The sequence below is a fragment of the Saonia sp. genome (assembly GCF_056326165.1).
In genome coordinates, this window is record NZ_JBWFBN010000021.1 from 30,340 (window position 1) to 44,756 (window position 14,417).

The following is a 14,417-nucleotide window of genomic DNA, read 5'->3' on the forward strand; positions in this document are numbered from 1 at the left end:
TCACTGCGGCTTCTATTGCTTCTTTTGTTACTCCGTTTAAAAAACATAGAACATAAAAATGATCAGGGTGTATGTGTATCTCGTTTTCACTAATCATATTTATTCCAGTGTCTTTTGGGAGTTGATCATTTATTATAATTATATATTTCATTTTTATGAGGCATTTACAAACCATTGATTTTTGCAGGTTTTACAATACCACAGGTTTATTGGTTTTCCTCCCTGAGTGGTATTTGGTAATTCGTCTGCAATTATTCTACTGTGGTCTGTTTTACATTTAGGGCATTCCATATTATCTTCTTTCTCCACGCCCACGTACTGCAGCGTATTCTTTTATCACTTTTTTAATTTCATCTGCCGCCGATACCTTAACCTCTTTTATGGATTTCTGCAGATGGTGTCTCATTTCTTCTATCATTTCACTTAGATGAGTACGGTCCCCCCCTAATATTTCACAATATGTACTTGCTACATTTTCCGCCGCATGCTCAAAACTTCTAAAAATGGTCTGCACATTAATTGTAAAAATCTTATCTACCATTTCTATTGGCATTAGTTCCCCCATTTTCTTAGCAATCTCCATTTCTTTAAGTTGATTCTCCTTTTCTGCCTTTTCCATAGCGGCTCTTTTTTGACGAAGCGATATGCTGTCATATATAATCTGTTCCCTACTAACTTCTTTTTTTGGAGATTCTAGAGGTTCTACCTCAACATCTTTGATTATTGGTTTTACATTGTCTTTTTTGGTAGTTGTCTTTTTTGGTTTGGATTTTCCAACTTTAGTTAAATCCAAACCAACACCATTAGTTTTCTCCTCTATATAAATTTTGTTTAATTGATATTCTGTATCGATAAAATCTCCACTCCTGTAAACTTTTTTTCTACTTAGGTGTTGGCGAAATGTGGCATATGACACACCAACGGCTTCGGCAAATTCTTTTGGAGGTAATAACATTCTGTGACACCTTATTTTATTGGGTTTGTAACATTTTTTAGAGTGTCACAAAAAATATGTGTGACAGATGTTGTGACAGTTTTTTTAAATATGTCAAGCGTATGAAAAACGCCGTGCGCAACGTATTGCGATAGGTGCCTAAAACGTTTACAGTACCTTAATTTTAAAAGCAACTTCATACTAACAGTATTGTATTATTAAATCTTCTTCTTCAATGGTAAGGGCTTTACATAAATCATTGATGATTGATTTATATTTATCTATCTTATTAGCACTATACCCCACCTTCATAAAGCGATGTAATACATAATAGATTTGTTCTTGATCATACTCTCCAGTATTAACAATCTCTAGCTCCTCAGCTAGTTTATACAAGTTGTTTATAGGCTGTTCTCCTTCTGTTATCCTACGGGCATCCTCTAAAATAATTGCTCGTTTTAAATCCAACTTAACTACCCCTCCCTTACTCATTGTGAAATGCGATTTTATTATGTCTATTATTCATATTGCGTGTATTTATTCTCTAAAACTATCTCCTGTCCAATGGATTATATTAAACATCTCGGGTAATCTATCCCCTATATGATCACCGTATCGGTCATTGATTTCCTCTAAGTTCATATTTGTGGTTATATGAGTTTTACTCTGTCTCCGGTGGCGGTTAAACAAAACCTGTCCCATTAGTTCTACTCTATTAAAGGCCTTACTTTCCTTCCCTAATTCATCAATATGTAGTGGGAATGTGTAATATCTTTCAATATTAAATTCCTTATTAGCCTCCCTTTGGGTTTTAGCACTTTCCATGTACTCCTGAACAAAATCTATTGCTACTATTTGGGAAAATCTTAAATGGTTTTGCTTGTATTTTTTATACAAATTCAACCCCATTTTATGGAGGATATCAAACAACATAGATTTACCTACTCCAAAATCTCCCATAACCAATAACCCTTTGTTAAGGCTTGGAGTAGATGTCACCACCTTATCCTTATCAAAGTCTTTAATACCATAGAAATAGTTTAAAATAGTCCTGATTTCCTTACTAATTATATACTCATCAGGCGGACATAAACTAGCTTTTAAGATAGCATTAGAATATGTACTAAACAGTTCTCTATAATCATGTGACGTACATGGGTGCCGTTGCTTTTGCAATGGATTTGATTGGTTGTAGAAGGTCTTTACAACTCCCTTTAATGGTTCAACTTGCCCGTTTCTCATATTTTTTTAATTTTTCGCTGGTTCTACTATCTTTTTTTTGAGTGGAGGGGTATTTATCTTGGTTTTTAATCCAATTCCTAGCATATCTGGACAATCTTGCCAAAAGGTTAGAACCAAAATCCAATTGCTCTTCCTCAACAATAGATTCAAAATCCAAAAAGAACTTTTCTTTTTCTTTTATCTGACTTAAATATTTCATCCCAAACTCTTGCTCATATCTACTAGGAAAATTTTCTTTTATAAAATCAAGAGCGAGAGCTCTCTCATTCATTGTATTGTTAATTGTATTATTATCCTTATATGAAAAGCTATTTTTGATGATAGGTATCTCCTTTTTTGATGATAGGGTATTTTCATGTTTGACTATAGGTATAGTCATTTTTGATGATAGGGTAATTGTCCTAATATTACCTTTGTCTTTATCGATATTTACATGTATATGATGGCTCTTTTCTAATTGGGAAACCCATCTGGAAATAGTGTTTTTATTTCTCTGATATAAATGGGCAAAATATTCGTTTTTAGCCCAACAATATCCCTTTTTATCACACAAAGCGGTAATCTCGCCATACAATAATCTCGCCATTGGATTCAAAGTTTCATCATACCTAACAGCGGCGGGAATTATTGCAAAATAGTTGGGTTGTACTTCCATTATAAAAATCCTTTAGGTTGTTCCACAATCTTAAACTCATACACCCATACCCAAGGGTTGTTATCTAGGGATTCTTTACCGTTGATGGATTCCCATAATGAAAAGAAGGATTCTTTTGCTGATTCACACGGAAAACCACACTCGCCGCTTGGATTCATATAATCCCAAAAAGTTCCATTGTCTTGACATTCATCCAAACAACTCACACAACTCTTGGTAGATTCACATGCGGCACTTTTTACACCCTCTGCCAAAGCATCTTCCTCAGAAATATCCTGTAACCGCTCTACCTTTACAGTGATTACTTCTAAAAACAACCTACAAGCGTCTTTTGGCATAAAAATGGACGGTTTCCATTTCATCATTTTATGATATTCCTCTATATGTTCATCTTCATACTTTTGTCTGTACAGGTATGGATTGTCTAAATCATCACTGTATTGCCACGTCTCACGAACCCAAAGGATGTAGCCTTTTTTGATTGGGGCTTCATAAAGACATAAATCTGCATCACCATTTCCATTCAACACTCCCCAAGAATTAAAAGTGTCTGAATATGCTAAAGTGCCTTTTGTGCAACCGGTTTTCTTTGCTATTTTTTTAAAGTTAACACCCCTCCTGGTCTGGGTCTTTCTTCCTTGTAGAATAGCATCCATCATAGATGTATTAAATAAAATTGGGTGTGTTTTCATTTTCAATAGTTTTAGTTTAACAATGCTTTTTCTTGTGCAATAGTTGTATTAAGACAATTGCGAACCATTGTACAATTATTGATTTCTCCTTCCTCTATAGGTATGCCACATATAGTGCAGGGTATTTCTTTGTTTTCTTTCATATACTTGTTTTTAATAGTTCTCAATGCCAATACAACCACACCCTCACCTCATCAGGTAGCTGTAATATAAAAGCCTTTACAGCTCTGTTATGCCAATTCAATGGCTTAAAATCTTTAAACAAAAGTTTTAATTGTATAGCCTTTAATTCCTTTATTATGTCCCCATAAGCACTTTTATAGGTGTTACCATACTGGTGTTCCAAAAAAGCCGTATCCGACCCCACATAGCTTTTAAATGAGTTTTCAACAGGGATTCCCTCACCTTGTTCCAACTCAATCAATTTTTCAAAGAATACATCATCATGTTCCATCTGCAGTACATCTTTACTATAGTTCACATCTGGGGCATATTGGGGCAATATTTTTAATTTTAAACTCATTCTTATTTATTCCTTTAAGCTCCTAAACTGGTTTTATCATGGATATTATGGCATGTTCTACACCTCATCGTCATATTTAATATGTTCCACGCCATTTCTGCAAACCCTAATTTTTGACAATCATTAACACTTGTATCATGGCTCACATCTATAGGTTCCCCAGCATTGGCATTCTTTCCACAGGCTATCTCCTCACAAAATATATAGCCGTGGGCATCTAACATCTGCTGTATTTTTTTCTCTTTTGCCTTACGCACCCTAAAATCAATAATAGATTTTTCAATCCGCTCCCCGTTGCTCATCTTATAACTTGGCATCACGCAATCTGTTTTGTAAATATTTCCTTTGCTGCTTGTACATAATTAGCTTTCATAACATCCGTGGCACCCGTAATAGCATTAGCCATAATAGCTTTATTATGTATCAACCTATACATATCCTCATCTATAGTATCCTGACCCAAAAAGTAGGTACACATAACCCCACTGTTCTGGCCTATTCTATGTACCCTATCTTCACACTGTACACAATCTGCATATGACCATGGATATTCCACAAATGCCACCCTCGATGAGGCTGTAAGCGTAATGCCCACACCTGCAGCTTTTATGTTGCAAATAATCAACTGTACACTAGGGTCTGTTTGGAAAGCATCTATATGACGTTGCTTTTGCACATCATTATCCCTACCCGTAACCGTTACAGCATTAGGGAATTCTGCTTTAAGGGCATCTACAATAGCGTGTAGGTTGCAAAAAAGCACCAGCTTTTCCCCACTATCCATAACCTCTTGTGTAAACTCCTTTACCTCGTTCAATTTACCCAGGGCACTTATTTTTTTAAGTTCCCCCATTTTTACCATAATTTCCCCACTCATTTTTTTAAGTATAGAAACATCATCCCATCCCTGTAGCTCTAAATAGCGTTCAAAGTCATTCTTTGCCCTATCATATTCTTTTCTGGTAGTTATGTCACACAACATCGTTTGCCTTTGTTTATCTGGCAAATCTGTGGCAACCATCTTTTTTTCTCTCCTAAAAAAACACGCCCTATTCAATCTCCAGTTTAATTCCTTTAACCTATTAGCATCTACATCTGGAGTACAGTATCTCTTTTTATATCCATCTATACCACCAAACTGTTTTAAGCGGCCCATAATGGCTAATTGGGCAAATAAATCCATAGGCTTGTTTACCACAGGGGTACCTGTTAACAATATTCTCCACAGTTTACCAATGGCCAACCTCAACGTAATTTTTGTTTGTTGGGTATTAGGGTCTTTACACCTATGGCTTTCATCTATAATGATGGACTTAAAAAGTTCCACTCTTGAATCTATGTGAATGTCCAATGCCGTTTTTAACCGTGTTTTATGGGGCATATGGGTTACAAAATATTTTTTTAGGCTCTCATAGTTTACAATGATCACATCTGCCAACCCCATGGCAATGAGCTGGTGCCAGTTGTTTTTGTCCTTATCTCGCAACACCAATGCTTTCTTATCTGTCCATTGGTGCCACTCCCGTTGCCAATTTATTTTTGTGGATGATGGACATACCACCAACACAGGAAAGGTGGCCTCCCCTTGCTTCTCAGCAAAATAAAGGGTGCTTATACTTTGTACTGTTTTCCCCAATCCCTGTTCATCACCATTTATAAACCTTTTTAATTGGATGCCCCGTGCCACACCCTGCCCCTGATAAGGCCGTAAGGCACCCGTTTTTAAAACAGGGGCAAAATCTAAATGGGGCATTTCTATTTGTTCATCCCACCTACTGGTGGTTTCTTTGGTATTTATACTAAAAGAGGCGTTAAAGTGTTCCACAATAGAGGATATATCTCCTCGCAACCTCAACGGCACCACCCAATATTTGTTAATGGCATCCCATCTACGCTCCGGGAGTTCCATAATGCTCTGCAGTTTTTCCGCTCGCTGAACATCATGTGGAATATCCACTAAAAATGCTTTCTTTGTTTGTACAACCTTCATTACGCTTCTTTTAGGTTACTGCCCCATTCACCAACCTTACCAACAGTGTGGGTGGTATTGGCCTCTTTAAAACCTGTAATGGGATTTACCCCCAAATCCCACCAATTGCGCTGGGTATCTATTTTATCTAAATAATGGTTAGGTGTCATAAGGGTAGTTTTTTTATAATTTTTTCTAATACAGCTACTACTATACTGTTGCCCGCTTGTTTATAGGCTTGGGTATCACTTACCGTTATTTTAAATTGATTGGGAAAATCCATTAACCGTAAACACTCCCGTGGAGTAAGACGGCGGATGCGGAAATCTTTTTTAATTAAATTATCTTTTGTTAAACCAGTTTGGACAGTTGTCATAATGTCCGCTTCCCTAAATTCTAATTTTTTACCTCTAAAATCATTGGTCCCAGAAACCCTTCTTTTAGCTTTACTTTCCTCTGTTCTAACTTCTTTACCCACCATTACCCCTTGGTTACAAGCGGTATCAAGTGTGTGGGCCACTCCTTTGCCCACACGGCCACGGCGGGTTTCGCTATTGAGCACACTAAAGTTGATGCTATCTTCTGCTGTAGCCTCCTCATAACCTTTTTTGGTGGCAGATTTTATTTTAATAAAATTATCATCCATCCTCTGACCTTCTCTAGTGGTAACTGCTTTTCCAATGTGGTGGGGTTCTAATGCATTAAATGTGAATCCATTTCCATTATTTTTTTGAATGTCTGAATTTGTATATAGGTAACTCAACATCTTCTCACTCAAAAAATACTTTTCAGGCACATTGTCCTCCAACACATCTATAAGGCGTTTTTTTAATGGGATGGGTTTTGGCCATGTAAAATCATTGTCCACATCGTCCCGTATGCCCACTATAAATACCCGTTCCCTGTTTTGTGGCACTCCATAATCCGTGGCATTCAACACCCTATAATAAATGTGGTAGGGTACGGTTTCCCCATAGGGGAACATTACAGGGTTGCCGTTGATGCTCTTGCCCCCCAAATACTGCAACCATTTGTTAAAGGTGCGGCCATAGGGTGCCTTTTTATCGTTCTTATCCTTATCATGGCTCAAAAGACCTTTTACGTTCTCAAATATGAAAAACCTTGGTTTGTTCTTTTTTATAAACTCATGGCTGTTATAGAACAAAATGCCCCTATCATCTTCCTCCCCATCACGCTTACCAGCAATACTAAAGGCTTGGCACGGGGGACTGGTCATATAAATATTCAAAGGGTCTGCGGGTATGGCACGGTCATACACGTTTTTGGGAAAATAAAAACTGTTGTTGTGGTTCATATAGTCGTACCCCATGGATTTAGGCAATTCTGTGACCACCTCAACCTCATCATCCAAATAATTGGCAATGTATGATTGGCGGGCATACCTATCCATATCACATGCAAATACATGCCTATGGGGAATGCCCAAACGATTTAACGCTTGGTTAAAGGCACCTATGCCACTGTAATCACTACCTACGTCTATCATATTAGAAAGTCTCGTTCGGAAATTTTTCCATTAACAGCCATTTTGGGGCAATAAGTTCCTGCTCTTTCTCTTTAAAATTCACCAAGCTCTTTGGGAAATAGGCTTTATCTCCTTCACAATCCAAATACCAAGACTTAGGGAATTCCTTTATTAAAACAGCTTCTATTGTAATTAACTCATTCATCCTACCATATCAAATAAAGTGGGTACATTGATCTTATATTCCATACTCTTTAAATAGAAAAGACCATCATCATAATAGCTTGGGTTCAATTCCGCACTTATGGCTTTCCTGTCCATTTCCAATGCTTTATATGGGGTACTGAAAAGCCCACCAAAAGGATCATCTACCAAGTCCCCCACATTGGTAAACCTATTGATCAACCGTTCTATAATATCTAACTGCAGGGGGCATATATGCTTTTCCTTTTTTCGGTTTACTTGGTTGGCATTTAGGGTGTTCATGCGGTTTACATCCGTCCATACCATATCATTGGCAGACGTTGGGGGAATGGTCATAAACAGCTTGGAAAGCTTCCCAGACGTGTCCAAATCCTCACACACCCTTAAATGTTCCTGAAAATCATATATGTTCTTTTTATCATAGTCCTTCCATTGGTTAAAGACGGACTTCACATCTGCCACCGTTAGCTCCTCCGAGCTCAAAAAGCGGTTGCCGGATGATTTCCAATAGGCATGCGCGTCTAACTGCCATACAGGCAATCCATACTCCTCCTTAGATTTGGTTACGGGTTCGTCCGCATAGGCGTTGCCATTGTCACTTGGAGGCTTTCTAAAGAGTAGAACATACTCCGGTAGGCCCACTCCCATTTTAGTTGCATCCTTACACTGCTCCCCCCAAGTAAGGCGGTAGGTCTGGTTATTTTCACGTACCACATCCGTGGTTATGGTTATTTTACCACACAATACAAAACCATGGGTTTCAAAATGGGCAACGGTACGGCCGCTAAAATCCTCTATACTTACAAAAGGTTGCCCGCTTTGGTGGGAATAACGTATACGGTCCTTTACGTGGATGGCCGCCACCCTCCCGGGCTTTAAGGTTCTGTACAGCTCTGGGGTCAAATAATCCATCTGCTGAAAAAAGGCAGCATTACCGTGGTTATGACCAAAATCATTGTAATTGTCACTATACTCATAGTGGTCCCCAAAGGGTATGGAGGTCAATATCATGTCCGTGCTATCAGATTTCATTTCCTTATGGACAACTGTTGTATCATCATTGTGGACCGTGGCATTGCCAATGGTGGCCGTTCTACGGTCTTTAAATAATTGTCTTTTCATATCAGTGGTAATTTTCTCTGTGTTAAGGCCATACTCCCGTACTAGGTTGATCATTTCGGATTGTAGTTCTATATGCTTCCTCCATTTATCAAAAAGCACCTTTAAAACCTCCCTTTCGTTTTGGGTGTGAATAAAATAGCAGTCCACATCATGGTCTTGTCCAAATCTGTAATTACGGTGTACCGCCTGTATGGTATCATTGAATTTATAATCAATGCCTAAGAATATGGAAGTCCAACAATCCTTTTGAAAATTGCACCCCTGCCCAGCTATTACAGGTTTAGATAATAATACCTGGTATTTGCCCTCTGCAAAGTCCGTGATAAGCATTTCTTTGGTAGGGTTGTCCTGACTGCCATAAACTGATTTATAAACGATATGTGGGCGTTGATTGAGGGCTTTCTCTAGGGCAATGCGTTCCGCTTCCCTATGGTGCCAGACTATATATCGTATATCTGGATTTTGGTCCATGATTTCCATGGCCTTTGCCACCCGTAGGTCTATGGATGCACTTTTTTCCCTGGAGGTATCCACCAGACTTTTGGTAACATCCTTAAAAAGAATAGGCTTACCGTCTTTGTTCAATATGACCTCATCTGGTAAATGCTCTACCTCAACCTCATGGATGTTCAATTTTGGAAGGTTGTACTCCTCATCCTCAAAACCCAAATCACTAGGCTTGTTTATAAACACCGCCCAGGTGCTCACCCACTTCCAGAATTCCTCTTTTTTGTTGGGATACAGGGTCAACTTACCTGCCTTGGTACTGTCCCTTTGGAAAAAACGTGTAAGGGCATGCCCGCGGTCCACCACCCCCAAGAAAACGGCATAGTTCAATATCTCTATGTAGTTATTGGGCGTTGGGGTGGCAGTGAACACAAACCTATAGGGAACTTGGGTAAAATATTCTAATACGTAATTGGTGGTCTCCGTTTTTAGATTGCGTAAAATACTGGCCTCATCAAAAGAAACCCCTGCAAATTTGGTGGGGTCTATATCCCCCTTGCGGATCCGTTCGTAATTGGTAAGATATATTTTTGGTTCGTAGGTATCTATAGCATCCGTGTCCGTAATATACTCCACCTCAAACTGATTCCCCAAAAGGTTGATATCTCTTTTAAATTCCCCCACCACACCCAATGGCAACCCAATTAAAAACGGCTTACCTGTATGGCATATGACCTGTATGGCAATCTCTAATTGCATTAAGGTTTTTCCCAATCCAAAAGAAGCAAAACAGGCACGGCGGCCCCCAGAGAGCATCCAATTACATATTGCTTTTTGGTGGGGAAACAACACGCTTGTTAACCCATCTGGGTGGGCATCAAAACCAAAGGATTCTGCCACTATTATTTTAGATTCTAAAAATTGGGGGTAGTTCATAATTATACACTTTCCACTTTCCACGCCCGTAAGCTCATAAACACACTGTAATTACCCTCTTTAGAGGTATATTCCCTACCATTGAGGTTGCAGGTTATCTTTGCCGTTTTTCCTTCAAACAGATTATCCGTTAAATGAATCCTATCCTGGGCAAACTCTATTAAATAAAACTGTGGAAATTCCTCCACGGTCTTTACTATAACCTCTGCTTTTTGAAAGGTTTCCGTTATCTGTTGTGTTGGTCCAATTTGGGCGACCTCCCCTATTACTGTTACTGTCATTCTATAATTAATTTTTGTTATAATCTCTCAATGCTCTGGATATAAAATTTCTACTATACCCTGTTTGTATGCGTACTTTTTCATAAGTAGGTTGAAAAATCAAATCCCACCAATAACGAACCTCATCCACATGGGCAAGAGTATATTTTACCCTTCTGTCCACTAGATGGGCATTTCATCATCCGCACCCATTACCCCTATGTCCAAGGCATCAAAATCCAAACCCTGTTGAGGGTCTGGAGGTGGGGGTGCTTGTTTACCTTCTGTATATTGATACACCTCCTCTTTTAGGTGCTCTACCTGCTCAATAAGTTCTTGTATAAATGGATATTCCTCATTTTCCCAATTCTTTTTTGGGCTTGTTAATGGCAATACATCTCCATTGGATAAAATACGGGTGCCCTTAAACTGCACGCCTTCGTGTTTTCCGTTGCCCTTAATTTCAAAAGATGTAACGTCATATGGATAAAATATAGAGGTGGTGGGCAATGGGTTTTCAGGAACCCCATCCCTAATAGCATTCCGTATTTCCTTGGTTTCCTCCACTTGACCACAAAGGAGCATAAAATGGGGAATTACATCCATAAAGGCTTTTTTAAGGTCCTCATGTATTGGGGTGTCCATTTTCTCGTTACCAGACTTAGAAATTCCCCTACCCTCATCCTCTATGGGTTCTATAGTGTCTTTGTAACTATACTTGCAGTTGATGTTTACAAGCTCACCGGATCTAATTTCTCTTTTCATAAATAAAATGGTTCTATAATATTGATGTTTATAAAATATCTCTCCTCTGGGGATAACACCCCATTAATAGTATGCCAACGACCATCTGGTAACACTTCTATAGTGGCATCCGGACCATGGGGGCGAATAACAAAGTATATGCGAGGACAGTCTATTGCGGCCACCACTAATACCTCATCCTCCTTAAAAATCACTCTCTTGGAGTTACCTTTTTCCAAGCCGTCATTTTGGCACCCGTATACCTGCAACTGGTATTGCCAGCTTCCTCAATGGTCTTGTCGTTATCTCTCATTTCTGATAACCGTTTCCAGACTTGGGCTTCCTTTAAACCAGACTTAACCGATAAATCCCTAAATGTGTACAACATGCCCTCCTCCATAGAGGATAGGATGGTAGCCTTTAAATTCTGTTTTAAGGGAATAATCATTTGATGGGCTTCCCTAGATGTTTGCTTGACAACTGTTTTCATATTCATTTCTTTTTTACGGTAAATACCATGTATAAAAGCACTATTGCAATTATGGTAATGAACACCCAGTAAGCGGAAATCATTACATCCAATGTGGATTGGTCAACATTCATTTTTCGTTTTTTTGGATTTATTATATTTTTTGTCCGTTTTCCAATTTCTTAACCACACTACCAACGATAGCATGAACATGGAAAATGATAGGCTCAGTAAAACAACATCCAATAGGTTTCTCATAATTTGGGTTTATTTGGGCACACCATAACCAGCATGCTCATTTTTATGGGTAAATAGTTGGTACACATATGACCTTTTCTGTGACGCATATTCATATGCTTTTAAAACATCTGTAAAAAAGGTCGTTAGACCATCACTAATTCTTTGGTCCACTCGGACCCCCGTATCTGTATAAAGCATATATTCTCAATAATTAAAAAAGAGGTAAGGACATCCTAAATCCTTACCTCTTTACAACTAACCAACCTAAATAACCTTTTTTTAAAATCTGCCTTGGCATCTACCAAAAGCAATACTTTTTCTTTTCTTTTTTTACGGACAGCTCCTCCATTTAACAATTGGGACAGCTCCTCCAATTGGGAAGGAGTAAGCTCTAATTGTTTAATTACATTATGTGCTTGGGAGGCTGTCATATTACTGTTGTAATTCTTTTAATGCATCATCATATTCCTGTGAGGCCATCTGCAGACTTTCGCATTTGTCCACAATAATATCCCCTATGCGCTCTTTTAGATAATTAACAATACGCACCTGTTCTGTAATGGTAAATTCCTTAGAATTGTTCATTATATGGTTTAAACAGGTTTGGGCAGACTGTTCCAATTCGCTTTCCCTACTTTGGACAGGAAATAATTTTTTTAACAAACTCATACCTCAGCAGTGTTTTTAAATTCCTCTAAATCCCTTTGCGCCTTTTCCATTACATTGCCACAGTTTTCCACACACACCTCCATTAGCCGCTCTATAAAAGGAGCAGATTTCTTACTCATAGGAATACCACCATTTACCACTTTCGTTATAGTATGGTAGTTGCCGTCCATTTCATCACATACCCTAGCGGTATCTTTTTGCGTAGTATAATCTGCCAAAAACGCCACCACCCTTTCAGGTAATAGTTTGCCATAATGATCATCATTGAACATTCCCATAACTATTGTATACTTTTAATTATGGCATTAGCAACGTTCTCCCTTTGTTTGGCCGCAACCTCACCTGCAGATAATACCTTGGTTTCAATTGTGCCCCTAGGGGTTTTTACTTTGTAAATAAATAATCCTAAATCTGTTGTCATTGTGAAAGTTTTTGCACTTTATCCCTTATTAGCTGTTTTTAAGCGTTCAATTCCTTATAATTCGGATGAAAAACGTATTTTTGCTTCATTGGAGTAACAATATTATGAAACAACTTTCATATATGCAAGAATTTTCACATGAAAGTTTCACATTTTTTTTGATGATTTTATGAAACCTGAGGAAATAAAGGAGATACGGACAAATCTAAAATTGACCCAAACGGAGTTTGGAGAACGTATTGGGGTTTCTTTACGATCTGTTATTAATTATGAGAAAGGAGATTCTAACCCACATGGGGGTACTTTGGAAAAAATAATGGCGTTGGCAGGATATGCCGTGAGTGAAAGTGCATTGGAATGGAACGTTCAAAAGAAACTTTCAGAATATGACCCATTGGCCATACTGTTATATATAGAGGAAAACGAAAATATTTTTACACCATTGGAAGAATTTCAACGGTTTCTAAAGAGAATGTGGAAACAAGAGTTTTATTCTGGAGAAGTAATGGAAGAAATAGAAAAATTAAAATTACAAATGTCCAAACTAAACAAGTCCATGGGCAATAACGGTGTGGAGTAGTTCCCTTTCCAATAATAACCCCGCTAATTTATCATCCACCTCTATTTCCTTTTCGTCTTGTTTTTGCTTTAAAAGCAATTTTAAATCTTTTTGGTACTGATCAACCGCCTCTTTAGGAAAATAGGGAGAATTATTAATTTTTTGGGTGTTCTTACATTTATTTTTGCTCATTTCCTACAGCTTGGTCTGCTATTTCTACCCTACGTTTTACAAAAATTTCTTTTTTCTCATCCTTTATATATCCCTCCCTTTCAACCTCATTAAACAAAAACAAAAATTGACTATGCATTATTTTTAACACATGTTGTATTTCTTTATCTAATAAGCGAAACAATCCCAAACACAATAAAGTGGAAACCAACGAGGACGTTATGCTCAACACCTGCTCCATAGTTTCATTAAAGGCACCCGTGTCAAAAAATATCCAAGAGACAAAATAAAACCCTACGGCCATTATTATAGCAGAAACACCCCTAAACAATAATTTAGAGGGTTGGGACTTATGAAAATAAGTAGATATATAAAAAAATATCCCTATTGTGATAGTAAAAGTCTCTGTCCCCAGGTTCCACATAAAAGAGGACAACGCTGGAAACCCATATGGTCCGGGTTCCACATCGTTACCCCCTGTATAATACAAATAAAAGAACTTTGAAAAAAGCCCTAATAATAAAATTATGCTACCCGTCGTTACAACCAGTACATTTCGTTTTTGTTTTATCCGGAGATAGAGTTTCGTAAAGATTGTCATTGCTTGTGTCATTGCTGCAAGAGGCTATAAAAACCGTCACTACAAATGCCATTACGGCAAATAATACTACTTT

Annotated in this window: 25 protein-coding genes; 1 reads left to right on the forward strand and 24 read right to left on the reverse strand. The window is 38.0% G+C overall.

Going from position 1 to position 14,417, the window contains the following annotated elements:
* Nucleotides 1-292 precede the first annotated feature (292 nt).
* The 22 genes from AC000W_RS14495 to AC000W_RS14600 form a co-directional block, all read right to left on the reverse strand.
* Nucleotides 293-955, reverse strand: coding sequence for a hypothetical protein (locus AC000W_RS14495; protein ID WP_474749301.1), 663 nt, complete (start codon nucleotides 953-955; stop codon nucleotides 293-295).
* Nucleotides 956-1,135: 180 nt separating this feature from the next.
* A complete protein-coding gene (locus AC000W_RS14500; protein ID WP_474749302.1) occupies nucleotides 1,136-1,426 on the reverse strand; it encodes a hypothetical protein in 291 nt (96 codons plus the stop codon).
* 45 nt (nucleotides 1,427-1,471) lie between these two features.
* Entirely contained in the window at nucleotides 1,472-2,176 is a 705-nt protein-coding gene (locus AC000W_RS14505; protein ID WP_474749303.1) for a P-loop NTPase family protein, read from the reverse strand.
* A complete protein-coding gene (locus AC000W_RS14510) occupies nucleotides 2,157-2,831 on the reverse strand; it encodes a helix-turn-helix domain-containing protein (protein ID WP_474749305.1) in 675 nt (224 codons plus the stop codon). The genes AC000W_RS14505 and AC000W_RS14510 overlap by 20 nt, the downstream gene beginning before the upstream one ends.
* Nucleotides 2,831-3,523, reverse strand: coding sequence for a hypothetical protein (locus AC000W_RS14515; RefSeq protein WP_474749306.1), 693 nt, complete (start codon nucleotides 3,521-3,523; stop codon nucleotides 2,831-2,833). The genes AC000W_RS14510 and AC000W_RS14515 overlap by 1 nt, the downstream gene beginning before the upstream one ends.
* A gap of 163 nt (nucleotides 3,524-3,686) precedes the next feature.
* On the reverse strand, nucleotides 3,687-4,046 hold the full coding sequence (locus tag AC000W_RS14520) for a hypothetical protein (protein ID WP_474749308.1): 360 nt from the start codon (nucleotides 4,044-4,046) through the stop codon (nucleotides 3,687-3,689).
* A gap of 14 nt (nucleotides 4,047-4,060) precedes the next feature.
* Nucleotides 4,061-4,363 (reverse strand): hypothetical protein, encoded by a 303-nt coding sequence (locus AC000W_RS14525; RefSeq protein ID WP_474749309.1) that lies wholly within the window; start codon nucleotides 4,361-4,363, stop codon nucleotides 4,061-4,063.
* Nucleotides 4,363-6,036: a DEAD/DEAH box helicase gene (locus AC000W_RS14530; protein ID WP_474749310.1), complete on the reverse strand. Its 1,674-nt coding sequence runs from the start codon at nucleotides 6,034-6,036 to the stop codon at nucleotides 4,363-4,365. The genes AC000W_RS14525 and AC000W_RS14530 overlap by 1 nt, the downstream gene beginning before the upstream one ends.
* Nucleotides 6,036-6,185 (reverse strand): hypothetical protein, encoded by a 150-nt coding sequence (locus AC000W_RS14535; protein ID WP_474749312.1) that lies wholly within the window; start codon nucleotides 6,183-6,185, stop codon nucleotides 6,036-6,038. The genes AC000W_RS14530 and AC000W_RS14535 overlap by 1 nt, the downstream gene beginning before the upstream one ends.
* Nucleotides 6,182-7,522, reverse strand: a complete 1,341-nt coding sequence (locus tag AC000W_RS14540; RefSeq protein ID WP_474749313.1) for a DNA cytosine methyltransferase — start codon at nucleotides 7,520-7,522, stop codon at nucleotides 6,182-6,184. Before AC000W_RS14540 ends, AC000W_RS14535 begins: the two co-directional genes overlap by 4 nt.
* A 1-nt stretch (nucleotide 7,523) precedes the next feature.
* A complete protein-coding gene (locus AC000W_RS14545; RefSeq protein WP_474749315.1) occupies nucleotides 7,524-7,706 on the reverse strand; it encodes a hypothetical protein in 183 nt (60 codons plus the stop codon).
* Entirely contained in the window at nucleotides 7,703-10,210 is a 2,508-nt protein-coding gene (locus AC000W_RS14550; RefSeq protein ID WP_474749316.1) for a DNA methyltransferase, read from the reverse strand. The genes AC000W_RS14545 and AC000W_RS14550 overlap by 4 nt, the downstream gene beginning before the upstream one ends.
* Nucleotides 10,211-10,212: 2 nt before the next feature.
* The gene (locus AC000W_RS14555) at nucleotides 10,213-10,491 is read right to left on the reverse strand and encodes a DUF3127 domain-containing protein (RefSeq protein WP_474749317.1); all 279 of its coding nucleotides are present in this window, start codon (nucleotides 10,489-10,491) and stop codon (nucleotides 10,213-10,215) included.
* 7 nt (nucleotides 10,492-10,498) lie between these two features.
* Nucleotides 10,499-10,654, reverse strand: coding sequence for a hypothetical protein (locus AC000W_RS14560; protein ID WP_474749319.1), 156 nt, complete (start codon nucleotides 10,652-10,654; stop codon nucleotides 10,499-10,501).
* A complete protein-coding gene (locus AC000W_RS14565; protein WP_474749320.1) occupies nucleotides 10,654-11,235 on the reverse strand; it encodes a hypothetical protein in 582 nt (193 codons plus the stop codon). The genes AC000W_RS14560 and AC000W_RS14565 overlap by 1 nt, the downstream gene beginning before the upstream one ends.
* Nucleotides 11,232-11,429, reverse strand: a complete 198-nt coding sequence (locus tag AC000W_RS14570; RefSeq protein ID WP_474749321.1) for a hypothetical protein — start codon at nucleotides 11,427-11,429, stop codon at nucleotides 11,232-11,234. Before AC000W_RS14570 ends, AC000W_RS14565 begins: the two co-directional genes overlap by 4 nt.
* A complete protein-coding gene (locus tag AC000W_RS14575; protein ID WP_474749322.1) occupies nucleotides 11,426-11,704 on the reverse strand; it encodes a hypothetical protein in 279 nt (92 codons plus the stop codon). The genes AC000W_RS14570 and AC000W_RS14575 overlap by 4 nt, the downstream gene beginning before the upstream one ends.
* A 246-nt stretch (nucleotides 11,705-11,950) precedes the next feature.
* A complete protein-coding gene (locus AC000W_RS14580; protein ID WP_474749324.1) occupies nucleotides 11,951-12,121 on the reverse strand; it encodes a hypothetical protein in 171 nt (56 codons plus the stop codon).
* A gap of 35 nt (nucleotides 12,122-12,156) precedes the next feature.
* A complete protein-coding gene (locus AC000W_RS14585; protein ID WP_474749325.1) occupies nucleotides 12,157-12,354 on the reverse strand; it encodes a hypothetical protein in 198 nt (65 codons plus the stop codon).
* A 1-nt stretch (nucleotide 12,355) separates the two neighbouring features.
* Nucleotides 12,356-12,592 carry a hypothetical protein gene (locus AC000W_RS14590; RefSeq protein WP_474749326.1) on the reverse strand — a complete coding sequence of 79 codons (237 nt, stop codon included), beginning with the start codon at nucleotides 12,590-12,592 and terminating at the stop codon, nucleotides 12,356-12,358.
* Nucleotides 12,589-12,870, reverse strand: a complete 282-nt coding sequence (locus AC000W_RS14595) for a hypothetical protein (RefSeq protein ID WP_474749328.1) — start codon at nucleotides 12,868-12,870, stop codon at nucleotides 12,589-12,591. Before AC000W_RS14595 ends, AC000W_RS14590 begins: the two co-directional genes overlap by 4 nt.
* Nucleotides 12,871-12,872: 2 nt before the next feature.
* On the reverse strand, nucleotides 12,873-13,013 hold the full coding sequence (locus tag AC000W_RS14600) for a hypothetical protein (protein ID WP_474749329.1): 141 nt from the start codon (nucleotides 13,011-13,013) through the stop codon (nucleotides 12,873-12,875).
* A 169-nt stretch (nucleotides 13,014-13,182) separates the two neighbouring features.
* Between AC000W_RS14600 and AC000W_RS14605 the strand changes: the two genes are divergently transcribed.
* Nucleotides 13,183-13,593 carry a helix-turn-helix domain-containing protein gene (locus AC000W_RS14605; RefSeq protein ID WP_474749331.1) on the forward strand — a complete coding sequence of 137 codons (411 nt, stop codon included), beginning with the start codon at nucleotides 13,183-13,185 and terminating at the stop codon, nucleotides 13,591-13,593.
* Here the strand turns inward: AC000W_RS14605 and AC000W_RS14610 are convergent.
* Nucleotides 13,558-13,764: a hypothetical protein gene (locus tag AC000W_RS14610; protein WP_474749332.1), complete on the reverse strand. Its 207-nt coding sequence runs from the start codon at nucleotides 13,762-13,764 to the stop codon at nucleotides 13,558-13,560. The genes AC000W_RS14605 and AC000W_RS14610 overlap by 36 nt on opposite strands.
* Nucleotides 13,751-14,233, reverse strand: coding sequence for a hypothetical protein (locus AC000W_RS14615; RefSeq protein ID WP_474749334.1), 483 nt, complete (start codon nucleotides 14,231-14,233; stop codon nucleotides 13,751-13,753). Before AC000W_RS14615 ends, AC000W_RS14610 begins: the two co-directional genes overlap by 14 nt.
* Nucleotides 14,234-14,417: the final 184 nt, after the last annotated feature.